Genomic DNA, 22,908 nt, shown 5'->3' with positions numbered 1-22,908 from the left:
AGGAAGTTCGGCAACGGATTTTCTAACGGATGTAACGGATGGAAAGAAGAAGGAAGAAGAAACAAGTCATTTGTTAATTAATACTGAGATGTTGCACCATTCTCAATAAGGCTTTTATGCGCGGGCTCGCGTGCCCCACCCACAAAAAATTTATTCTTTGTGGAGCCGACCAGAAAAGCCTTAAGGGAGAATGGTGCAAAATTGGAGTTACTAGCAATTCTCGATGCTTTTAGACTCAATTCCCAATTCCCAATTCCCAATTACCAATTACCAATAATCAATCTAAAAATGAATTCAGTTTGGCAACAGTTAACTCTGGCTAATTTGCCGCTCTCTCAGTGGCAAAGTGGAAGTTATTTATTAAATTTGGCGATCGGCTCTTTACGCAGTTGGCGGCAGAGTAGCTGGCTGATGCAGTGGGCAGAACCCCTGGGTTTTGTTTTGCTGGCCTTGACGTTCGGTTTGGGGCCGTTTGTGAACAATGCCTTGGTGGGGGTGTTGATGGCGGCTGGCGCGGCATTTTGGGTGCTGCTGACTGTTTCGGACGATCGCGCGATCGCCTTGACGCCGATTCACTTGTTGGTTCTGCTGTACTGGGGGATTGCCACCGTCGCAACCGCGATGTCGCCGGTGAAAGTCGCCGCTTTTACTGGTTGGAGCAAGCTAACGCTGTATTTGCTGTTTTTTGCGCTGATGGCTCGGATATTGCGATCGCCCCGTTGGCGATCGTGGTTAATTGCCGTATTTTTGAACGTCGCTCTAGTTGTCAGTTTCTACGGCGTGCGGCAGTGGATTGACAAAGTGCCGCCATTAGCTACTTGGAACGATCCGACTTCTATTCAAGCCAATGTCACGCGAGTTTACAGTTTTCTGGGAAATCCTAACTTGCTTGGTTCCTATTTACTGCCGGCTATTGCATTGAGCGCCGCCGCACTTTTTGTGTGGAAAGGATGGGGAACAAAAATTTTAGCATTGACGATGCTAGTGGTGAATTGCGCGTGTTTGCGCTACACCGACAGCCGGGGTGCTTGGATCGGTTTTGTGGCTCTACTGGTGGTATTTTTAGTGTTGCTGTGGTACTGGTACAGCCCTTTGATGCCTCGGTTCTGGCGGACTTGGGCGCTGCCGTTAGGGTTAGGAGGTTTGGTTGGAGCCTTAATTTTGGGAGTGGCTTTAGTCGAGCCTCTGCGCGATCGAGTTTCGAGTATGTTTATTGGACGAGGTGACAGTAGCAACAATTTTCGGATTAATGTTTGGACGGCGGTGATTGACATGATTCGCGATCGACCAATTCTCGGAATTGGCCCGGGCAACACTGCTTTTAATAAAGTTTATCCGCTTTATATGAAGCCGAAATTCACTGCTTTGAGCGCTTATTCCGTGCTGCTGGAAATTGCGGTGGAAACCGGTTTTATCGGTTTAACTTGTTTTCTGTGGATGCTAACAGTAACAGTCAATCAAGGTTTGTTGCAGATAAAAAATCTGCGGGATGCACAATTTAACATCTCTAATTTAGAGGAAGAATCCCGCAATCGCCAATCTAAAATCCCAAATCTAAAATCGAATCAGGGGTTTTGGTTGATTGGGGCGATCGCAACTTTAGCCGGCATGATGGCCCACGGTTTTGTCGATACAGTTTGGTACCGGCCGGAAGTTAATATGCTTTGGTGGTTGATGGTAGCAATTATTGCTAGTTTTTACAGCAACTCGCACCAACAGCAAGATTCAGCTTTGACGGAGGGCGAGTAGATAGAATTGCTGGCGGGGATTTTCTCCCCGCCGGGTGCGGATTCCAGCAATAGCCGATACAGCAATGATAAAGAGTTATATCAGTGCCAAAAAAGAATGCAGCTTTATGCAAGCTGCAAACCATTATAGCCATAAGTTATTTCCAATTCTTCAATTATTAATCTCAAATCTCAAATGCTATAAGGTGCGGAGGGCGCACCCTGCATACTACTAATACATACTACATACCTGTTGCTGTAAAGTGGTGATGGTACACTCTACAAAATTTATTGAAAATAACTCTTATTCTTCGCTATCCGAAGGCATGATGAATCTGGGACACGGATATTTTCCACCATCTCTATCTCTGCACCCCCTCCTCCTCGCTTGATTAGAGTCGAACGGCGTTTCGACTGATTCATTAACGGTAATTTTAACAGTCGAAGGAGTTGGCAGTGCTGTTGAGGCTTGACTTAGCTCCAGTACCGTTATAATTGCCAGTATGGTTGATGAAAACAAAACTGTGCGTTTCATTTATTTGTTTTTTCCTCGTTTAATCGTTGACGTGCCATCCCTATCCATATATCCTCATCGAATTCTTGAGAATCCGCATACTTTAGACAAATTTTCCACTGCGGTAGCGCTTCCTTCGTATTTTTCATCTTTTCTAGGACTTGCGCTTTTAAGCAGTAGCTTGCTGGTATTTCACTATCAAGTTTAATCGCTGCATCCAGATGTTGCAATGCCTCTGAATATCGACCCTGTTCCAGGCGAGCCCATCCCAAGTTTTTGAGTAAAGAATATTTTACTCGATCGTCCTCAGCTAATTTCAAACCTAGCCACAAGAAATGAACCGCAGCCGGATAGTTTTTTTGCTCAACTATATATAATCTAGCCAGATTGCTGTAAGCAGCAGGTAGACCGAGTTTTGCAGCTTGCAGATATTTTCCCCTGGCGCACTGTAAATCTTGCACCTCTTCGCAAAGCCATCCTAAATTGTAAAGAGCTGTTCGGCTTTTTGGATCTACCCAGAGGGCTAACTCATATGCTTTTTGAGTATCCGCCAATCGATTGGCTTTGTAGTTTTCAAACGCAATATTATTAAAAAAAGATGCCAGTTCCGGCAAAGCAATTTTCCAGCCGCCAAAGCCTACTGCTAGCATCAGTAAGAAGGCTCCCCACTTGGAGTTATGATGCTTTTTTGCTGGCTCTTTCATGGCATTGAAAAGGTTAGCTAATGGTGTGATTTTTAGCATTTTTTAACTTGAGAGTTGGGCGATATTTTGTTTTCCAGATTTAATTGCCACCCTAATGGCATCATAATCTTAGGAAATGACTCAGGATTGAGCCCATTTCTCCATAAGAGTTTGTAAGTCCACAGCCGAATGCTTGAGTAATGCTGCCACTACCTAGATGTATTCGAGCATAGGTTAATCATTCATGAGACTCCACAAGCCATCCGGATATTTTCAGGAAAAAAGAACCGGGAAGTCGGAACCGGGAAGAAGGCAGGACGGTTGGCGATTAAATAAGTAATAATACTTAGTTTAGAGGTGGCGATCACCAATATGTGACTGTATTAGGAGGTAAGAGGGCTCTCCTGAGTTTTAGGTGATTTTAAGGCGTTGCATAATAGCGGGATGATTTTGATTTTTTTGTAGGATGGGCTCATGGGCCCGTGCGGTGTATTTTCATAGCAGGCGGGACGCCTAACCCCTACTCCCCACAATCATCATCCTCAAATTGTGCAACGCCGATTTTAAAATAAAACTTCCTGCGGTACGGGCTCTAAAGCCTGCGTGAGGGAGACGCTCACACTACCGTTTCCACCACAAATCCAGGAGAGCCGATAGGATGGACTCCGTTGAATTAACTCTAATAGGACTTACGCAAAAAATCATTTTTTACACTATCTGTAGTTGTAAGGTGCGCCTAGCGCACTCTACAAGTAGAGTCTGTGCGTAAGTCCTGTCTAAATTAAGTTTGTAGTGACGGTGGAACTCCTCAAAATCCTCCCTTGAGGATATTGAAAAATATTATGATGAGTAATTAACCGAACGCGAGCTAAAATAATCAATCACTAGGGACAATCACCAATCACTAATTACTAATGACTCCTGACTAATAAACATCTCCCGAAATTCAATCTCAACCTTTAAGTCGCAAAGGTTTCAGTTTTTTTCCGGAGATGTCTCATGACAGATGACTAAGGACTGATGACTAAAATTGCTTCATCGCTCTTTCCATATCCCGCTTGTCTTCGCGTTTCTTCAAATCTTCGCGCTTGTCGTACAGTTTTTTCCCTTTACCCAAACCGATATCCAGTTTTACCCAACCGCCTTTCAAATACATTTTTAACGGCACTAAAGTCAAACCTTTTTCTTCGACTTTGCCGATTAATTTGCGAATTTCCTGCTTGTGCATCAGCAATTTACGGGTGCGGCGCGGCTCGTGATTAAAATAGTTGCTAGCACTTCTCCAAGGCGAAATGTGAACGTTTATCAGCCACAGTTCCCCGTTCCGAACTAAGCCATATCCATCCCGCAAATTGGCTTTTCCTTCCCGAATAGATTTGACTTCGGTTCCCTTCAACTCGATGCCTACCTGATATGTCTCTATAATTTCATAGAGATGGCGCGCTTGTCGGTTATCGCTAACAATTTTGTATCCGGGACTTTTTTCGCTCATTTTTACCTCCGCTAAAATTAATTATTATAACGCTAGCTTCTCTGTAGAGAAAATCGAAGCTTGACAAAACTTAAATAATCGGTCTAGACATTACCAATTTGGCTGAGCTAAGATGTCACCAACGTGAATGTCAAGCGGTATCATGCAGCGCACCAAGATCACTGATTCTGCAATTCCAAATTCTGTTACTCCTCATCCTGCGGTAAATTTGCTTTGGCTGGCTCCTTTTTTGCTGGCGCTTGCTTGGTTTTGGGCCAATATCTCGGCTGTTAAGTGGCTGTTATCCTCGTTTGTTGAGATACCCACACTGTACAAGATAGTAATTGGTTTTTTGATTGTAGCATTAGTAGTGCGCTCGAGCGGGAACTCCGTTAGCGCAGCCCTCGAAGAGGATCGCCCGCCGGGATTTTCGCCCAATTTCGTTTTGAGGCGATATCCGCTGCTGTTGATGTTGGGTGCTGGTATTTGCTCGATCGCCCTTCAGTGCATAATTGATATCAAACAAATTAATGTTCTGCTATTTATCCTAGGAACTTACGGGCTGTGCGGCTTATTGGTGGAGCAGAACTTTTGGCGAAAAAACTTACCAGTTGCGGGCTTGCTGGCTTGTATTTTACCATTCAACAGTCAGTTGAATAGCGGCTTAGGTTTGCCGGCGCGAGTGGTGACTGCTCAAGTAGTAGAACATTTGCTCTCAATGCTGCACGTTGGGGCTATTTCTTCTTACGATATTATCGTTTTGGAAAACGGCATCGCTCACGTTGACGTGCCTTGTAGCGGCATTAAAACTCTCTTAGTGGGAACCCTATTTTTGCTGGCTGCTACCTGGCTCGAAAAGCGTAAATTGAGTTTAAAATGGCTGGCTGTATGCGCTGCTAATCTCTTAATGTTGGTGTCTGCTAACGCTTTGCGGGTTGCCGTGCTAGTGCTGGTTGCCCAAGTTTTCCAACAGCCCACCTATGCAGAAATCCTGCACGTACCCCTGGGAATTGTGGGTTTAATCTGCGCTTGCTTCTTAAGTTGGTTGATGCTGCAAAAGGTTCCAAAATTTCAAGAAACAAAAGAAACTGATTTTAATTCGCAACGGGATTTAGAAATACTCAAAAATCAGCCTTTGGCTAAGCCGGGACTAATTGTGGCGGTGGCTGTTTTGGGTGCAATTTCTCAATTGTATCATGTAGAAAGTGAAAAATTAGCGATCGCCCCCCTGAAATTTCCCGAACCGATTGTATCCGAATCAATCCCGCTGAATTCCAGCGAACTAAAATTTTTTGGCAATTACCCCGGCACCCAAACAGAGAAAAAGAGATTTGTGTCAGGCAACTTGCGCGGTTCCATGCTCACAGTAGCCAGCACATCTTGGCAGACTTATCACGCACCAGAATTGTGTTTTATAGCCAGCGGTATCCCCGTCAATCGAATAGAAAGAAAACAGCTAACTCCTGCTGTAACGGCGCGCTGGCTGTCTGTGAAAGACAACAAACTATCCGCTGCATACTGGCTGCAATCGGCGCAGCAAACTACCGATAACTTCTTGTCCCGCATCGGCAGCGACATCACCCATAAAAATCATACTTGGGTGCTAGTTTCCATTCTCTTTGACAGTTCCGTAAACCCCGCAAGTTATGAAATCAAAAACTTCGCTAATACTGTACATAATACCGTCGATTTTAGCTTAAAAATAGGTAAAAATGAAAAATTTGAAACAGGCATTTAATATAATCTTTCAGTCAATATTTTGGCTGTGGAATCTGACATTTTTGTCAATTGTTTATCTAGGAATTTTGCCCTATGTAGGAATTCCCTTAATTCAAGCCACAATAGACAGAACAATCCCCCTGCAATTTTTGTTAACCTTAACAGCACTGATAGCAATACCGACACTATCTACCGTAATCGGATTCAGGAGTTTTAGGAAGCAACCCTTGCAGCTAATGCGATTGTTTTACGGAGTAGAAACACCATTATTTTTGCTCTGCTTACTCCGGTTATTTATCCTGCGAGAACTCACCCCAGCTAGTTCTCAAATCATCGCTACTATCGCTTTGTGCATTGCAGCCTTTTTAGTGGAAATGCTGTACGGATATGTGGGGCAAATAGAAAATGTTCAAAACATTTCAGATTTCCCAACTTCCCATAAAAAACAACCTCGTTTTTTAAGCTTAATCGGAGAAAAGCCAAGTGTCTGGCTGCAATTAGGATGCCACAGTTTAATGCTAGTAGTTGGTATTTGGGCGGCAACATTGCTGATGTTTTACGCTCTACCTGTGGCATTGTTTACACTTTATGGATTTTTTACCGTAGTCATTGAATTTTTCAAATTTACATGGGTATTACCATTTCTGGAGATGTTTAAATACCAGGCCTTTGCCTGGGCTTTCATTTGGATACCGCTATCCTTCATATTCTTTGGTTTAAGCTGTAGCTTGTTCGTGGTTATGCCTTCGCTGTATGGCTTTCTATACATTCATTCCGGGCGGAAAATATGGCAGAGTTTTGCTGCACAATACGGGAAAAATAAAGCGCTAATCGGAAGTTTGGGAGTCATAGCAGCTTGGCTGGCTATTTTCTCCGCTTTGCAGCAGCAACCACAAGTTGCAGCAATGAAAATGCTGGCGACTCCCGCAGCAAATGACACTGCTCGCCAAACTTTATTAGCCAAGTCTGATATGATTCGATCGGGCTTAGTCAATGCTTATTTGTCCCCTTACCGCTACCTCAGCACTGTAGGAGAAAACAACCACATTTATGAGATGTACAAAAACACTTTGAATTTTTCTGACGCAGCCGCTCAGACAGTGCAGAACAGCTATAATTTTTTAATGTCGCCGTTTTTGTATCAAGGCTCTAGTGCTGATGTGGAAAAAGCCGAAAAACTCTATGGCCAATTCTTCGATACGGAACTGCAAAAAGGCGACACAGAAGCAGTAAAACACGCGGTACAGTCAACATCAAACCGGGAAGAAGCAAAAGCAGGTTTGCTGAATGTCAATCAGGAAAAAGTATGGTTGCAGTCGCAAGAAGTGACAGTCAAAGAAAACGGCGACTGGGCTGACGTTCAACTCTACGAAGTTTACAAAAATCAAACGCCGAACTTGCAAGAAGTATTTTACTACTTTTCCCTGCCGGAAAGCGCCGCAGTTACAGGAGTTTGGCTGGGAGATACTGGCGATTTAAACAAACGTTTTGTATTTACGGTATCCCCTAGAGGTGCCGCCCAGCAAGTCTACAATCAACAGGTAGCAGAAAGAGTAGATCCGGCTTTGTTAGAACAAATTGGCCCCAAACAATACCGCTTGCGGGCTTTTCCAATTCCGGTAAAACGAGAATTCACCCAAACAGACGGGCCAACGGAAATGCACCTGTGGCTTACTTACAAAGTCATGCGCCAGCCGCAGGGTTGGGCTATGCCTGTTTTGGCTGAGAAACGCAACATTTTTTGGAACCAAAATACTCGCCGCACGATCGCCGGGAAAGATGTAAAATACAGCGGGAAAGAAGCAATAGAAACTTGGCTGCCATCCTTTTTGCCCGCAGCCGCACAGCAACCGCTAACAGCGCAGCAGGCGGTTCTACCGGGAGGAAATATCATTTCTGCTAAGCCACTGGCTGATGCAAATTACTCGCTACCGCAAGGCAAAAAATTTGCAGTTATTCTCGATACTTCTCGCAGCATGGCGGCGGAAAGTAAGGAAGTAAAAGAGACTTTTGAATGGTTGAAAGCGAATGCAGCAGGCAAAAATGGTGTTGATTTGTATGTCGCCAGCGCTGCGGGAATGCCACCTAAGTTTGTGGAAGATGTACGCAATTTCGATGCGGGAAAGGTGACATTTTATGGTACGCTCCAGCTCAAAGATATGCTCCAACAGTTTACACAGTTGCGGGGCGATAAAAGTTACGATAGTGTATTTTTGGTGAGCGATCGCCACAGTTACGAATTATCGGACGATCGCAAACCTAAACTTTCCATCTCTGCACCCCTATGGACAGTGCATTTGGGAGGTTTGCCCCCCGGCTACGACGACGCAACTTTAAAGGTGATTCAAGATAGCGGCGGTGGAGTTGCTACGGATGTCAAAGAGGCGATGCAGCGAGTAGCAACCACAGCAGCTTCCGGCCCATCTACAGTTAGCGTTGTTGACGGCTATGCTTGGAGTTATGCCAAAACCCCGCAGTCGAAAAAAACCGCTAAATCGGCGGCAGTTGCAGAGTCAAAAAATGCCGGAAATGAAGGCTTTAAACCGATAGCTGCGCGGCAGTTGATAACTGCACTTAGCAAGCAGAAAAGTTCAAATCAATTGACGCAACTGGATGCGATGCACGCAGTAGCTAAAAATTTCAAAGTGGTGACGCCTTATTCTTCGATGATTGTGTTAGTTAATGACGCGCAAAGGGAGCAGCTAAAAGCAGCGGAAGCTAAGAGCGATCGATTTGACAGAGAGGTAGAATCCGGTAAGGAGGAGTTGAGTAAGCCGAATAATCCTCTGAATGTTTCGGGGGTTCCTGAACCGGAAGAATGGCTGCTTTTGGGGGTTGGTGCGATCGGGATTTTGGTGGTTTTCCTCCGCCAGCGGCGCGCGAAAGCGGTAGGTTGAAAGTATTAAAAGTCGCAGATCCCCGGGCCGGACACGGCATTGCCGTGTCCCTACAGACGATCGCGTACAATCTATATTTACCGCTACCTTTCAGAATTTTAACTTCCAGCTTCCAGCCTGGTAATGAGTAAATGACTGATCAATTATGACTAATCTATCTCCACAAAAACTCGATCGCCCTCAATCTTTACCGGATAAGATTCAAGGGCATCGGCTGGTGCATTCAAACATTTACCGCTATCTAACTTGTACTGATACTTATGGAACGGACAGGTAATGATACCGCTGCTTACCTTACCCATGTCGATCGGATATTCCAAATGACTGCAAGCATTGCGGTAACAAGTGACATTCATGCCTTGACGGTTTAATATCACTGAAGTTTCCTCAACTTTTACCTTCAACACACCCCATTCGGGAACTTGATTTACTGCTGTTATCTCTACCCACATATAATCTTTCTCGTTTTAAATAAATGATTGCAAACTAATGGGCGATCGTCCTTGAATGCAGCAAGGGCGATCGGTGCGACACTCTCCACACCTGAGAACCTAACCGTTTTCCTCGCCATTTCCCAGGTACAACCTGACAAATTCATCAGCCGCCTGCCGATTGAAAGTCTGCAACGCTTGCTTAATTGCAAATACCGCCTCGGCAGATGGGTCTCGTTCTTCACTTACCCAACGGCTAACGTTTGAGCGATCGATTTCCATCTTTGCCGCCAATTGATATTGACTGATATCGTATGCCTCTAATATTTTTTTGAGGGCTTTACCTGCTCTTCCCATGCTCCCGATTGTGTCAGAGAGTCATGCTCCTGTAAACGTTGCTGATTGTCATCTAATGCGCTACACTGCGAGTAGTTGACAATTAGCACCTATCAGATCGAGGAGATCGACGGCCATGACTCAAACACAGCTTTTTGTTTCCACAGATATCAACGAAATCCCTACATCGCCGACTTTGCACCCAAATCCTGTGCCTGCTGAACCAAACCGAGAACCTGTGCTGATTCTGGTGATTGGCTCCCAGAAGGGAATCGATAAAATTGTTAGCGCACTCTACTTGCGTCGCTTTGCAGCAGTTCAAGAATGGTCGCAGATTTTACCTGCCCCGACTATCGGCAAGCTCATGCGGAGTTTGATTCGCTATGTTTCTTTAGATTAAATTGGGCAAAAATGCTCTTTTACATCAGACGCAGTGTTCTGCAAAACTGAATGGGGCGATCGCATTTTGAATTAAGTGCGAGGGTTTCTTCCTTCTCAATTTAATTGTAAGGCTGCTCAAATACCAGAGTCTGGCTGGTGCGATCGCCTCAATATTTGACGATCGGCCTCAAACATACTATTCAGCTTTTCCCTAGGGATGAATCTGGCTTAAAATCACCCTCAATCTGTCGTAATCATCCTTCAGCAAAACACTCAAACTCCTCCCCGCTTCCACCAACCAAGATCGATCGCGCATCCGCAACTGATAAATCTCCCGAATCGCCGCCGCCGTCAGCGCATCCACCGGCGCATTAGCCACCCCCAGCAGCGTCCTCAAAAAATCCAACTGCACGGTAAAATCAATCACTTCATCCGGTTCGCAGCGATAAACCGCCTGGTGAATTTGCGGCGGGCGCGGCGGCAAATACTGATAAATTTTACCCCTAGATGGGCCGTGGCCGTTCAACCTTTCCGGCGCAGCCTCAAACCCCACTATCGCCACTCGAAACTCGGTTTTGAGCATCGCAAAAATCTGCGGTTGTTCTTCCCGCAACTCTTCCAGCGACAAACCCAAAGCGCGAGCTCTGTGCACCGAGTCGATCGGGCTAGTCGTAGCGTAATAAACCACCCCGTAAATTTGATTTTTCGACTCTTCATCCTCGGCCTTCACCCAACTCCCAAAAGGCGGCATCACGGGAAAGCTTAAGTCTTCCGGTTCCAAACATTGAGCCAAAAACTCCGAAGTTGCCGTCTCGATCACCTCAGCAATGCGATCGGGATGGCGCTCTTTTGTAGCAAATTGGGGTAAAGGTAAACGCATAGTTTTAGTGATTAGTCATTAGTCATTAGTCATCAGTTATCAGTCATTAGTCATTAGTCAAGGGTTTTCATTTAGTAACCTGGTCTTGGGTACTTTACCAAGTACAAATTACACCTTAACCCTTACCAATGACTAATGACCGCTGACTATTTCACGCGACCAGCCGTCGCATCCACAAGTTCCAATTGCGACAGCCGAAACGTGATCAGCTTGTCCCAATTGCCACCTTCAAACAGTACCGCGACCTTCCCGTCGGTAACTCGCTGGACTTGTCCTTGAAAGGCGTAGTAAATCTCACCCTTATCTTTAACTCGAACTGCCGAACCTGGAAAAATCATAATTGTTTGAATGTTATGTTTGCTGTTTACAGTTTACCTTTTCTTGGCGATCGAGACTTGATGCTAAAACAGGCAAGATGCCTGTTCCACAAACTAAACAGGCAAGATGCCTGTTCCACAAACTAAACAGGCAAGATGCCTGTTCCACAAACTAAACAGGTTTCTTGTGGGGTGGGCGTCCCGCCCGCCCATCAAAAGCTGATTAACAATGCAAGATGTGAGTTAGGCTAAGGCTGCTACGGAAACTTTACCGGCAATGCGGCCCGCGATCGCCCGCAACTCCCTAGCTGAAGCAGAACCCGGTTGCCCCACCACGATCGGCACCCCCGAATCGCCACCTTCCCGCAACGGAATTTCCAGGGGAATGCGGCCTAACAGCGGCACTCCCAACTCAGCAGCAGTCTTTTCCCCGCCACCGGAACCGAAAATATCGTATTGCTTGTCTGGCATATCGGGCGGCACAAAATAGCTCATGTTTTCCACAATTCCCAATACCGACACTCCCAACTGCTGGAACATCTTTAACCCCTTGCGGGAGTCCAACAAAGCCACAGTCTGGGGCGTCGTCACGATCACGACACCAGCCATCGGCACAGCCTGCGCCATTGTCAACTGCGCGTCTCCAGTACCCGGAGGCATATCGACAATCAAATAGTCTAAATCGCCCCAATTTACCTGATAGAGGAACTGCCGGATGATCCCGTTCAACATCGGGCCGCGCCAAATCACGGGCTGGTCTTTGTCAATTAAAAACGCCATCGACACTAATTTGACGCCGTAGTTGAAGGCGGGTTCGAGGCTTTCCCCGCTTTTTCCGTCCCTAACCATGACTTTCGCGTCCCCCAAACCCAACATTGTCGGGTCGTTGGGCCCATAGATATCCGCATCCAGCAAACCCACCTTAGCGCCGGTTTGCGCCAGCGCTACGGCCACATTTACCGCCACCGTGCTTTTGCCGACGCCGCCTTTGCCGCTGGAAATTGCGATAATATTTTTCACTCCTTCAATGCCTTGGCGATCGACCACTCCCTTCTGCTGGGGCGTCTCGGCTGTCACCTCCACCGCCACTTTTTCGACTCCTGGCAACTGTTTGACCGCTTTTTGACAATCTTCGACAATAAATTCTCGCAGCGGGCAAGCAGGCGTTGTCAGCACTAAAGTAAAACTGACGACACCGCCGTCAATTTTTATGTTACGAATCATGTTCAATTCCACCAAACTCTTTTGCAGTTCGGGGTCTTGCACGGGTCGCAGGATTTCTAAGACTGAACTAACATCGAGTGTATTGGGCATTGTGTTCTCCACCATAGCTCTGCAATTGGGTTAGCGAATTTTCGATCGCACGTTTAAGTATATTTTTATTGCTATTTTTTAATGTAACTTCATAGCGATCATTTGCAGACCTGCGGTGGCATAATTACATGACGACAGGATTTGGGACTCACGGTCAATCTCAAACTCAAATGCGCTCGGCAAGAATTTCTACGACCGAAAGCAATTTGCTCGCAATCCCCGAATTGATCCGTGGTCGCAATTCTTCAATCTAAAATCTAAAATCTAAAATCTAAAATCGGATGACAGTTTCTACCACACTTAAAACCGCCACTTCCCCGTTTTTGCCTCCCGCTGACTCTAGAGCTAGAGTCAGCCAATTTATGAAAACCCTACAAGACGAAATTTGTCAATCCCTCGAACAAGTCGATGGCGTTGGCAAATTTAAGGAGGACTCTTGGGAACGCTCTGAAGGCGGCGGCGGACGTTCTCGCGTCATGCGCGAAGGCAATGTTTTTGAACAAGGGGGAGTCAATTTTTCCCAAGTTTGGGGCGAAAGTTTGCCGGCTTTGATTCTGGCCAAGCACCCAGAAGCTGCAGGTCACGATTTCTATGCAACTGGCACTTCGATGGTGCTGCACCCGCGCAATCCCTACTTGCCTACGGTTCACCTGAATTACCGCTATTTTGAGGCGGGGCCGATTTGGTGGTTTGGCGGCGGTGTGGATTTGACTCCTTATTACCCGTTGGCTGAGGATGCAGCTCATTTTCACAAAACTCTGAAAGCAGCTTGCGATCGCCACCATCCCGGATATTATCCGACATTTAAACTCTGGTGCGACGAATATTTCTACCTGCCTCACCGCCAAGAAACCCGCGGCGTGGGCGGTCTGTTTTTTGACTACCAAAGCGCTCAAGGCGCGCTTTACCGCGACCATCATGTCAAAGGCAAGGCCGCTGAGTGCAGCAACAACATCGGCGTGCCGGAACCTAGGACTTGGGAGTCGCTCTTCGCCTTTGTACAGGACTGCGGCCGGGCATTTTTGCCGGCTTACACCCCCATAATTGAAAAGCACCGATCGAAAGAATACGGCGAGCGCGAGCGTAATTTCCAACTTTACCGCCGCGGCCGTTACGTTGAATTTAACTTGGTGTACGATCGAGGCACGACCTTTGGCTTGCAGACCAACGGACGCACCGAATCGATTCTCATGTCCCTGCCACCTTTGGTACGCTGGGAATATTGTTACGAGCCAGAACCCAACTCTCCCGAAGCCGAACTCTACTCCAAGTTCTTAAAACCGCAAGATTGGGCGAATTGGATGCCTCAGCAGTCACCGACCTGAGTTAAACTACTGGGACAGTAACCACCGCGATAGATAATAAATTTGAGGGAAGGGTCAGTGATTCATATTGATCAAAAAACCCACACGCTTCAAGACGGTACAACAGTTATCGTCTTAGCACCGACAGGACGGTTGGACATCACGACAGCTTGGCAATTCCGCCTCAAGTTGCAAGAGTGTATTTCCAAACTCAGCCGCCATGTCGTAGTGAATCTTGGTCAGGTTAACTTTATCGATAGTTCTGGCCTGACCTCACTTGTAGCAGGTATGCGGGATGCGGATAAAGTTAAGGGAAGTTTCCGCATTTGCAATGTTCATCCAGAAGCCAAACTGGTGTTTGAAGTCACCATGATGGATTCTGTGTTTGAAATCTTTGAAACGGAAGAAGAAGCTCTAGAGGGGGTGCCGCGCGCAAGTTGATCGCCGGGCTGGTATCGGTTGCGATGTCACGGCAATTAAAGCTTGAGGCTCAGAAGCGTGCAGAAACCCCGCAGAATAACAGGAAGCAGGTAAATTCTTGCCTGCTTCCTGTTATTCTGCTTTCCTGACACATTTGATAGGCCACTTTAAACCGACAAGCTCTCATTTCCGTTCCGAAAAACCTATGCCGAAGCTAGGCATTCCTATTTAACGTGACCCAACGGTAAGATAGACCGCCACACCTTACCCGCACCAGAGACCTCTGTCGGGGAACGGGAAGATTATTTTGCTCCACCAACTGCACCTACTGAAACCAAACTAGCTGCTATTTGGAGCGAAGTTTTGGGACAGCAACAGGTAAGTATTAACGACAACTTTTTTGAATTAGGGGGACACTCCCTGCTGGCCACCCAAATCATTTCTCGCATCCGGCAAGCCTTTTCGCTCCAACTGCCCCTACGCCATCTGTTTGAAGCGCCCACCATCGCTTCCCTGAGCAAGGCGAGCGACGAAACTGCATACCAAACTGAGTTACAGGTGCAGTCTTCCGGGAAGGGGGCATTTGACGCTCTACCACTTCTGGCCCCTGTAGCGCGATGCACATACGTACCGCTGTCTGTCGCGCAAGAATTTATCTGGTATTGGCAGCCGTCGAAACCTGACAGTTGCCACTACAACAGTGGTGGGGGTTTACGTTTCAGTGGAGCCATCTCGCCCCAAATATTAGAGAGGAGCATTAACCTGAACTTCCCCCTGCCAATATACTTACTCCGGCTCAAAAGCCTCTCTTCACAACGGTTTCAATTGTTGAGTAAAAAATTTTGTACCTATGTAGATGATTGATATCTGTTTGCGATCGGCAATTATATTGAATCTACAACTATTGAGCGCGAGATCCTGCGTCAGCTATTGCTGATAAATGGGTACAAATTTATAGCTCAACAATTGAAACCTTTGTTGGGTAGGAATTTTAGGACTGTTAGTACATTTGTATGGGGGAAGTCCAGCTTAACCCGAACTGACGTTATTTATATCTGTGCAACGTCGGAACGTGCAAATTGAGTGACACCGCCCTCAAACCAATATCTCAGCAGCAAAATCCTGACGCTTGACAAATCTAAAAGGGCCCATTAAAGCTCCCCAGGTAGCTTCGCCTGTCGTGGGGTTTATTCCTTTGTCGTAGCTGAGAAATTCCTCGCTTGCGGCTTCAAATCCCAAATCTACTTGGTAATTTTGCCCCCCGTAGGTAAAGCCGCAGCGAGTGCCCTCCGGCAAAGAAGCCCGAAACCGATAGCCGTTTGAGCCGAAATTTTGCACCGCAACCGAGAGGGTGCAGCCGGGGAGAAGTTGAATTTGCTCGCTGGTTAGCTTTTTGAGCAAGTCCGGGTTGCGACCGGCTCCTTTGACGGCTGCAATATCCTTGAACATATAATACTGAGCTTCGATAAGTCCCGGCGCTGTCTGTGAGTGCCTCAGTTGCACGATGCGGGGGCGGTATGGCTTGTCTAATTGCAGAATGCTGGCTTGTTCCGCAAACAGCACAATGCTGGGTTCCTCCAAGAGAGCAACCGGCAGGGGTCTTTGCCACAAACGAAGGTGAACGTACCAAGTCGGGTCTGCTAGCGCTTGTTCCCGGTTGTCAAATTCGCCTGCCATATACTGGGCTAAAGCTATTAATTCAGGAGAAATTGTCATGTTTGTTTGATTTTTCAGGTTTATGGCTTGACAGCAAAAAGTTATTGTGATAAGCCTTGGAAGGTCTGGGCTGGGCAAGTCAGAAGATTAGATTTATGAGCGATCCCAGCTAAGCTATGATTGTAAAGATACTGGGGTTTTGCCCTCCTACTGCGACATATTAATTGTTGCTGCCGATCGCGCGTAAAATCTTTTTGATAAAATTTTGTGTCGCTTGGAGGCGGCAACGCTTAAAAAAAACTGGCAATTTTTGTCAGCCCGATCGCAGAATTGACTCCCCCGACTTTACTCACGCCGCGCTGGCACGCCCGCTGCGGCAAAATTATTTATCTATAAGACTCAGGTGAACAATAACCGTACTGTTTCAGATACTAAGCGAAGCTTCTATACGATTCACACTCGACCGATCAATTCAATTTACCGTCGAGTGGTGGAAGAGTTGATGGTAGAAATGCACTTGCTTTCGGCGAATGCCGATTTTCAATATGACCCAATTTATGCTTTGGGTGTAGTGACAGCTTTCGATCGATTTATGCTGGGATACGCCCCAGAAGCAGACAGAGTTTCGATTTTTAACGGTTTGTGTTCATCTCTCGGCGACGATCCAGCTCGCTACAAGCAAGACGCTCAGCGATTGGAAAGCTTGGCGGAGCGGCTTTCCGGGCAAGAGTTGCTCTCGTGGCTCGATCGCTCGACCAGCTTTGAAGATACAGCGGATTTGCAAGCGTCTTTAGGGGCGATCGCCAGCAACCCTCAATTTAAGTACAGCCGCTTGTTCGCGATCGGTTTGTTCTCGCTGTTAGAAAAAGCTGACGCCGACTTGGTAAAAGACCAAGAAACGCGAAACGACGCGATCGCCAAAGTCAGTGCGGCCTTGCACCTGCCAGAAGACAAAGTTAGCAAAGATTTAGATTTGTACCGCAGCAATTTGGAAAAAATGACCCAAGCGCGCATAGTGCTTCAAGATGTCATCCAAGCGGAACGAAAAAAACGCGAAAAGCGAGAAACAAAAGTTACCGCCAGCCCCTCAGCAGACTCTTCTGACAGCAACAATTAATCGTTTGGAAGAAGAAGGAAGTTTGGCAACGGATTCGCTTTCTGAGGATGTAACGGATGTCAGGAAGAAGGCCCTTCGGCTTCGCGAGCGGGTAAAAAGAAGGAAGAGGGGTTTTTTGTTTTTTCAAAAAACAAAAAACTCTTAAATTTTAATTTTTTTCTTAAATTCTGGCTTCGGCCTTGTGCCTTCAGATGAATGTTGCTTGCTCAGAAACTAAAAATCCCGCTTTCTGAATTGAGCGGGATCGACTTAACCAAAATAGAGCTGTTGGGGTGGTGCTAAGGCTGCGGCTCAAAATTAGTGGCGTTAGCTTGCAGCCAAGTGCTTAGCTGTGAAAGAACCTCGTTCCCAGAAGACTTGCCCAAAGCTGTGGGGTTTGGGGTGTCGGGCCTGTCCAAGTTGCGGGCGATCGCTGCGTTGACTTCTTTGGAAATCAAATCGTGAAGTTGCTCTTTAGCCCTAGCCCTTTGAAAGTGAGCTCCCTCTTCTGTCGTAGCGTAAAGAGGTGGCAGCCTATTTAAAGCATAAGCTGCAATATCTCCCACATCCAGACTCAAGTCGCTCGTCGCCTCAATTTCTGCCACCCTAGCGATCGCATCGCTGAGCACCAATTCTTCCATGACGTTGATGAACTGTTTGCGTGGCAGAACCACAACTTCGCCAGTCAACAAAGATCCCATCAGACGATCGAGAGCCATGTACTCTTCGATCGACAATTCCGAAGCCGTATTGCATATCCGTCCCACCTCAGCTTCCATAGACGGCGTTAAATAACCATCCTGCAAAGCCTGTTCAACAATTTTTTCAATACTCATATATGCGTCCCCGCTCAACGGCATCATTAATAAAGTTTTGTGAAGACGCAATTGTTAGCGTCTTGAGATTCGAGTTTGGAGGGTTGAGTTGAGAAATTTTATACAAATCCTAACTCAATACTGATAACCCATAACAGTTATGTGTAGACCCCAGCCACAAACTTACCCCATAATTGACGGCTTTATCCGTCAAAACCTGTAAAAACTCCTACTCAACTCCCTGAAGCCGCCAAGGTACAGGATCGACGGACTGCCCGTGCACGTACAATCCCCAGTGCAGGTGAGGGCCTGTGGAAGCCCCCGTTGACCCCAGAGCACCAATTACTTGACCTGCTTTGACGACATCGCCTTCCTTGACATCAATCCGGCTGAGGTGCATCAAAATACTTGCTACCCCCTGACCGTGATCGATACCAACCACGTTCCCGTGGATTTTGAACCCTTGCGACTCGCGTCCCACTAGAGACACCCGACCGGCTGCTGGTGCCACGACAGGGGAACCGTAAGCACCCGCGTAATCAACGCCCCGGTGGTAGTAGTCCTGAGCAAATACCCCATTATAATACCGCCGCACCCCGTAAATAGTGGTGATTTCGCCGGAGTTGGGGCGCAACAATTTGCCGTCCCAAAATTTTTCGGTTGTCACCAGTGCTTTAAATGCGTCTACACGATCGAATTCGGCATCTGTACCTTCCTCGTCTTTTCCAGGCGGTAGCCAGATGGATTGGGTGGGAAAATCTCGATCGCGCACTTGCACGCTCAACTTCTGCACTTGTCCGTCACCTGTGACTTGGATTTGGCGGGCACCGGGTTTCTCTACCGGCGTCGTCGGCAGCAGGGCCCGAAAGCGCCCGTTGCCGATGGGAAACGCAGGGTAGTTTTTCTGCTGTAAAGAAACTTTTGGAGTTTCCCCGCCGTTACCGTCAACCTGAATCATTACTGACAGCGTATCTCCCAGTTCGGGATTTGCCGGCGTCACAACTACCTGCAAAGCTTGCACTGGCAGGGCAAAACTCAGAAGGCCAGCAACAATTCCCCCGATCGAACTCACCGTTAGCTGGTTTGGCTTCAACCGTCGCCACCGGACAATAGCAGCCGCAATTATTTTTGCACTTTGCCCGCACTTGCCTCGATTCACAGTCATTATCATAGTTAGCTTTCCTTAAGCGTTGTCAAGCAGATATTCCTGTTGACTATACATCTCAAATATCTAGACTCAGTGAGTTTTTGATGACTCAAATCACAGTTTAGGCTCTCTCGGTCCGAAAGTAACAATAACCAGGTAGAAGGAGATTAATTTCACAGCAGACAGTATCGCGATTCTTAGCTTCCAACGCCGTCAAATCTTCGGCTTTTTTAGATTCTGCCTTCTGCTTTGGGAAAAAACTTTTTTTCAACAATATTTTTGCGCAGAAAAACTGTCAAGGGTTTTTCTATCAAAGAGTAGAATATGCAACCGAAAACTACGGCGAACACTGCTAGTAGAGCGGGAGCAAAGAAACCGTCGAAATATTTTTCTAAATTTGCATTTTGCATTATTTTTGTAATTGCTGTAATCACCGGCATGTGCGTCAAATATATCGAGTATGAGGCCTCACCCAAGAAAATTAAAAGATAAGGAATTTTAGGGGAATCCTTGAGGTCTATCGAGGTGGCAGCAATGATTAACAGAGCTGCTAGCACTCCAAAACTATGGATGCGTCCGACCCATATGTTTCCCCATACGGCGAGCATTCCTAAAATATATCCTAAATTTGCTATCCCAAACAATATCCACCTGTACTTACCTATATTATTGTTATATTTAATTACAATATACGCAGCCAAGCAGCCATAAACAAATTCTAGATTCATATTTCCAAATACTGCTTCCAGCAAAAAACTATCGTGGGGGAATGTTACAATTTTCCTATAATGTAAAATCGTTACCAATAGCCAAGCCGAAAGAATAGGCACAGAATGTTTAGGTTTCAGCCAGATAGCTATGCTGAACAATAAATAAAAATTTATTTCGTAAGTTAAAGTCCCAGCTACCTCCAGAATGGCCTTGTCATTTTGAGGAATCAAGAGCAGCGACCTAATTACATATCCCAAACTTAAATCTTGATTGTGAGCAAAACCTGGAATTACTAGAAATAAACACAAAGCAGTCAGAGTTACTATCCAGTATATCGGATAAATTCGCACGGCGCGCTTGACTAAAAAAGATTTTAACTGGTCTTTTTTACCGATCGCCGAGCGGTGAACGTATACCATGATAAAACCGCTCAAGACAAAAAAGTAATCAACACCGGTCCACCCAGCCCCAAATAAATTAAAAAAAGGAACTTGATTTAAATTATTCGCACTCTTAATAGTTATGTGAACCATGACCACGAATACAGCCGCAATGCCTCGATAAACTTGCAAGAGGTTAAGCTTTTTGTGAGGAGTGGAACTCTGTGTCATGAGAAAATACCTTAGCTAAGGGTAGCCGTTGTGCTTGTTCCTCAACTATAGTCAACGCGCCAAACATAGTCAACACATTAGAGACTATAATATAACTTTATACTTTTTTCATAAAGTTGTGCAAGAAGACTTCCGACTGATCGTTGACTTAGTTCTAGTTCTCGCTGCTGCCGCAGCAGGAGGACTCTTTGCATCGTTATTGCGACAGCCGGTAATTCTCGGCTATCTCCTGGGAGGGATCGTAGTTGGGCCGGCCGGTTTGGGGCTGATTAAAGAATTAATTCAGGTAGAAACCCTGGCTGAATTCGGGGTTGCTTTTCTGTTATTTGCCTTGGGAGTGGAATTTTCCTTCGCCGAACTCCAGAAAGTAAAAGCCATTAGTTTAGGCGGAGGGGGCTTGCAAATTGTGCTGACGATCGCCTTTACTACTGCAATTTCCTTGGCTGTAGGCTGGGTAGAATCGCCCGCTCAAGGCGTGTTTTTAGGAGCGATTCTGTCGCTTTCCTCGACAGCAGTTGTACTGAAGTGCTTGATGGAGCGCAATGAAGGCGGTACTTCCCACGGTCAAGTCATGCTGGGAATATTAGTAGTTCAAGATTTGGCCTTGGGGTTAATGCTAGCAGTTTTGCCGGCACTCAACCAGCCAGCAGAAGCGATCGGCATGACGGTAGCCTGGGCCCTGCTGCGGATCGGGTTATTTGCTGTCGGTGCTGTAGTGGCGGGCATTTGGATCGTACCGCAGTTGCTGCGCTACCTCGCAAAAACAGAAAGTCGGGAACTGTTTTTGCTGGGAGTTGTGGTTTTGGCTTTAGGAATTGCACTGCTGACAGAATATTTGGGTTTTTCGATCGAGATGGGCGCATTTGTGGCAGGTTTGATGATTTCGGAAGTGGAATATGCCGACCAAACTCTAACTTATGTCGAGCCTTTGCGAGATATTTTTGCATCCTTATTTTTTGTGACGATCGGAATGTTAATCGACGCGGTGTTTCTCTGGAACCATCTAGAATTAATTCTGGGATTGGTATTTCTAGTATTTGTAGGCAAATTCTTGATTATAACGCCGATCGTCCGATTATTTGGCTATTCGCTAAAAACAGCATTAATCGCAGGTTTGGGCTTAGCTCAAATAGGAGAATTCTCCTTTGTACTCGCTAGTTCCGGCCAAGCTATGGGGCTGGTTTCGCGGAACGTTTACCTGTTAATTTTAGGAACGACAGCCGTCACCCTCGTGCTGACTCCATTTCTATTGAGAAGCGTGCCGCAGTTATTGAAATGGGCGGAAAATTTTGGGCCTTTGCAGCGCTATTTTGACGAAACATCTCAACCTGTGGCAATAGCTGAAACTTTGCCGGAACAAAATTATGTTGTGGTTTGTGGCTACGGGCGAGTCGGCAGAATTTTAGTCAAAATGCTGCAAAGCCGCAACTGTTCAGTTGTGGTGATCGACGAGTCAGAAAGTAGTATTCAAGACTGCAGAGTGCAAGGAATTCCTTACATTTACGGGAATGCTGCCAGCTTGCACGTATTGGAAGCCGCGCGGGTGGAACGGGCCAAAGCCATGGCGATCGCCCTTCCCGATCCCATGAGCACTCGCTTGTGTCTGAAGCGGGCTTTAGAATTAGTCCCGGATTTGGATATTGTGGTGCAGGCCAACCAAGATAAAGACATCGAACTGCTTTACCAACTGGGGGCCTGGGAAGTCGTGCAGCCGGAGTTTGAGGCGAGTTTAGAACTGTCTTCCCACTTGCTGGCTGGCATGGGACTCTCGGCAATGGCGATCGCGCGGGATGTGCAGCAAATTCGCAGCAGCCGCTATCTGGAATTGCGGCCAGCGCGCGAACCTTTGGCGGTTTCGCGGGATTTGAAAGTGGCGGTTCGAGATATGAACAGCGAGTGGTACAGCTTGCCGTCGGGTTCTCCCATCGCCAGCATGACTCTGGAAGAAACTAACTTGCGGCAGTTGACAGGGGTCAGCGTGATGGCGATCGTCCGCAAAGATGGCGAGGAAATTGATTATCCCAACGGCAAGACAGCTTTGCAGTCGGGCGATCGACTTTTTGTAGTGGGAGAACCCGAAGAACTCATCAGTTTTGAGTTGCTGGCGAAGGGAGAAGTTGCAGTGCCGCAGGGCGACAGTTCTTGCCAGTGGCTGAGGCTGCCAGCAAACAGCCCTTGGGCGGGCAAAAAACTCTCAGAGGTAGATTTGCTGAGTCAGTACGGGGTGCAGGTGCGGGCGATCCGCCGAGAAGGGAAATTTACTCGCTGGCCGGACGGAACTACCAATCTGCAACAAGGCGATCGTTTACTGCTGTGCGGCGGCTTCTACGAACTAGGCTTGATGCAGCGGACGGCCTCGCCGCCTGTTCGGCAATCTGCTTTAAAGCTGCCTTTTATTACCGCCCAAGTCAGCGAAAAGCTGTTTAGCGATTAGGGAAGTTCGGCAACGGATTCGCTTTCTTCGGATGTAACGGAGAT

21 protein-coding genes are annotated in these 22,908 nt (G+C 46.8%); 9 read left to right on the top strand and 12 right to left on the bottom strand.

Annotated elements, in window-relative coordinates:
- Window positions 1-288 precede the first annotated feature (288 nt).
- Window positions 289-1,749, top strand: coding sequence for an IctB family putative bicarbonate transporter (locus tag QUB30_RS17410; RefSeq protein ID WP_333335571.1), 1,461 nt, complete (start codon window positions 289-291; stop codon window positions 1,747-1,749).
- A 282-nt stretch (window positions 1,750-2,031) separates the two neighbouring features.
- On the opposite strand, the gene QUB30_RS17405 is transcribed toward QUB30_RS17410, so the two are convergent.
- The 3 genes from QUB30_RS17405 to smpB all read right to left on the bottom strand — a co-directional run bounded on the left by QUB30_RS17405 (window position 2,032) and on the right by smpB (window position 4,416).
- Window positions 2,032-2,262, bottom strand: coding sequence for an Osc7112_2153 family protein (locus QUB30_RS17405; protein WP_333335568.1), 231 nt, complete (start codon window positions 2,260-2,262; stop codon window positions 2,032-2,034).
- A complete protein-coding gene (locus QUB30_RS17400) occupies window positions 2,259-2,984 on the bottom strand; it encodes a tetratricopeptide repeat protein (RefSeq protein WP_333335565.1) in 726 nt (241 codons plus the stop codon). The genes QUB30_RS17405 and QUB30_RS17400 overlap by 4 nt, the downstream gene beginning before the upstream one ends.
- Before the next feature lie 964 nt (window positions 2,985-3,948).
- Window positions 3,949-4,416, bottom strand: a complete 468-nt coding sequence (gene smpB, locus QUB30_RS17395; protein ID WP_006631384.1) for an SsrA-binding protein SmpB — start codon at window positions 4,414-4,416, stop codon at window positions 3,949-3,951.
- Window positions 4,417-4,558: 142 nt separating this feature from the next.
- Here smpB and xrtO point away from each other — a divergent pair, with 142 nt between their 5' ends.
- The gene (xrtO, locus tag QUB30_RS17390; RefSeq protein ID WP_333335562.1) at window positions 4,559-6,133 is read left to right on the top strand and encodes an exosortase O; all 1,575 of its coding nucleotides are present in this window, start codon (window positions 4,559-4,561) and stop codon (window positions 6,131-6,133) included.
- The gene (locus tag QUB30_RS17385) at window positions 6,108-9,011 is read left to right on the top strand and encodes a TIGR02921 family PEP-CTERM protein (protein WP_333335558.1); all 2,904 of its coding nucleotides are present in this window, start codon (window positions 6,108-6,110) and stop codon (window positions 9,009-9,011) included. Before xrtO ends, QUB30_RS17385 begins: the two co-directional genes overlap by 26 nt.
- A 149-nt stretch (window positions 9,012-9,160) precedes the next feature.
- Here the strand turns inward: QUB30_RS17385 and QUB30_RS17380 are convergent, their stop codons facing one another.
- Together QUB30_RS17380 and QUB30_RS17375 are read right to left on the bottom strand one after the other, a co-directional pair.
- On the bottom strand, window positions 9,161-9,463 hold the full coding sequence (locus QUB30_RS17380) for a Rieske (2Fe-2S) protein (protein WP_333335555.1): 303 nt from the start codon (window positions 9,461-9,463) through the stop codon (window positions 9,161-9,163).
- Between the two features lie 99 nt (window positions 9,464-9,562).
- Window positions 9,563-9,799 carry a helix-turn-helix transcriptional regulator gene (locus QUB30_RS17375; protein WP_332959785.1) on the bottom strand — a complete coding sequence of 79 codons (237 nt, stop codon included), beginning with the start codon at window positions 9,797-9,799 and terminating at the stop codon, window positions 9,563-9,565.
- A gap of 115 nt (window positions 9,800-9,914) precedes the next feature.
- Between QUB30_RS17375 and QUB30_RS17370 the strand changes: the two genes are divergently transcribed.
- Window positions 9,915-10,178 (top strand): peptide ABC transporter substrate-binding protein, encoded by a 264-nt coding sequence (locus tag QUB30_RS17370; protein WP_333335552.1) that lies wholly within the window; start codon window positions 9,915-9,917, stop codon window positions 10,176-10,178.
- 192 nt (window positions 10,179-10,370) lie between these two features.
- On the opposite strand, the gene QUB30_RS17365 is transcribed toward QUB30_RS17370, so the two are convergent.
- The 3 genes from QUB30_RS17365 to QUB30_RS17355 all read right to left on the bottom strand — a co-directional run bounded on the left by QUB30_RS17365 (window position 10,371) and on the right by QUB30_RS17355 (window position 12,670).
- Window positions 10,371-11,039 carry an HAS-barrel domain-containing protein gene (locus tag QUB30_RS17365; protein ID WP_332959789.1) on the bottom strand — a complete coding sequence of 223 codons (669 nt, stop codon included), beginning with the start codon at window positions 11,037-11,039 and terminating at the stop codon, window positions 10,371-10,373.
- Window positions 11,040-11,185: 146 nt separating this feature from the next.
- A complete protein-coding gene (locus QUB30_RS17360) occupies window positions 11,186-11,377 on the bottom strand; it encodes an NAD(P)H dehydrogenase subunit NdhS (protein ID WP_332977793.1) in 192 nt (63 codons plus the stop codon).
- Between the two features lie 222 nt (window positions 11,378-11,599).
- Window positions 11,600-12,670 carry an Mrp/NBP35 family ATP-binding protein gene (locus tag QUB30_RS17355; RefSeq protein WP_006631390.1) on the bottom strand — a complete coding sequence of 357 codons (1,071 nt, stop codon included), beginning with the start codon at window positions 12,668-12,670 and terminating at the stop codon, window positions 11,600-11,602.
- A 281-nt stretch (window positions 12,671-12,951) separates the two neighbouring features.
- On the opposite strand from QUB30_RS17355, the gene hemF reads away from it, so the two are divergent.
- The 3 genes from hemF to QUB30_RS17340 all read left to right on the top strand — a co-directional run bounded on the left by hemF (window position 12,952) and on the right by QUB30_RS17340 (window position 15,258).
- Window positions 12,952-13,995 carry an oxygen-dependent coproporphyrinogen oxidase gene (gene hemF, locus QUB30_RS17350; RefSeq protein WP_333293756.1) on the top strand — a complete coding sequence of 348 codons (1,044 nt, stop codon included), beginning with the start codon at window positions 12,952-12,954 and terminating at the stop codon, window positions 13,993-13,995.
- A gap of 57 nt (window positions 13,996-14,052) precedes the next feature.
- Window positions 14,053-14,415 (top strand): STAS domain-containing protein, encoded by a 363-nt coding sequence (locus QUB30_RS17345; protein ID WP_006631392.1) that lies wholly within the window; start codon window positions 14,053-14,055, stop codon window positions 14,413-14,415.
- Between the two features lie 228 nt (window positions 14,416-14,643).
- Window positions 14,644-15,258, top strand: coding sequence for a phosphopantetheine-binding protein (locus tag QUB30_RS17340; RefSeq protein WP_445300511.1), 615 nt, complete (start codon window positions 14,644-14,646; stop codon window positions 15,256-15,258).
- 231 nt (window positions 15,259-15,489) lie between these two features.
- Here QUB30_RS17340 and QUB30_RS17335 read toward each other — a convergent pair whose 3' ends face one another.
- Window positions 15,490-16,110 (bottom strand): chromophore lyase CpcT/CpeT, encoded by a 621-nt coding sequence (locus QUB30_RS17335; RefSeq protein WP_333335546.1) that lies wholly within the window; start codon window positions 16,108-16,110, stop codon window positions 15,490-15,492.
- Window positions 16,111-16,453: 343 nt separating this feature from the next.
- Here QUB30_RS17335 and psb29 point away from each other — a divergent pair, with 343 nt between their 5' ends.
- A complete protein-coding gene (psb29, locus tag QUB30_RS17330) occupies window positions 16,454-17,167 on the top strand; it encodes a photosystem II biogenesis protein Psp29 (protein ID WP_333335542.1) in 714 nt (237 codons plus the stop codon).
- Between the two features lie 278 nt (window positions 17,168-17,445).
- Here the strand turns inward: psb29 and QUB30_RS17325 are convergent, their stop codons facing one another.
- The 3 genes from QUB30_RS17325 to QUB30_RS17315 form a co-directional block, all read right to left on the bottom strand.
- The gene (locus tag QUB30_RS17325) at window positions 17,446-17,982 is read right to left on the bottom strand and encodes a late competence development ComFB family protein (RefSeq protein ID WP_006631395.1); all 537 of its coding nucleotides are present in this window, start codon (window positions 17,980-17,982) and stop codon (window positions 17,446-17,448) included.
- Between the two features lie 208 nt (window positions 17,983-18,190).
- The gene (locus QUB30_RS17320) at window positions 18,191-19,132 is read right to left on the bottom strand and encodes a M23 family metallopeptidase (protein WP_333335539.1); all 942 of its coding nucleotides are present in this window, start codon (window positions 19,130-19,132) and stop codon (window positions 18,191-18,193) included.
- Window positions 19,133-19,338: 206 nt separating this feature from the next.
- A complete protein-coding gene (locus tag QUB30_RS17315; protein WP_333335536.1) occupies window positions 19,339-20,430 on the bottom strand; it encodes an acyltransferase in 1,092 nt (363 codons plus the stop codon).
- A gap of 118 nt (window positions 20,431-20,548) precedes the next feature.
- Between QUB30_RS17315 and QUB30_RS17310 the strand changes: the two genes are divergently transcribed.
- Entirely contained in the window at window positions 20,549-22,864 is a 2,316-nt protein-coding gene (locus QUB30_RS17310) for a cation:proton antiporter (RefSeq protein ID WP_333335533.1), read from the top strand.
- The last annotated feature ends 44 nt before the right edge of the window (window positions 22,865-22,908 follow it).

The organism is Microcoleus sp. BROC3, from assembly GCF_036702515.1.
GTDB lineage: Bacteria > Cyanobacteriota > Cyanobacteriia > Cyanobacteriales > Microcoleaceae > Microcoleus.
Note: the sequence above shows the minus strand (reverse complement) of the source record. Positions and strands in the feature narration are given on the sequence as shown.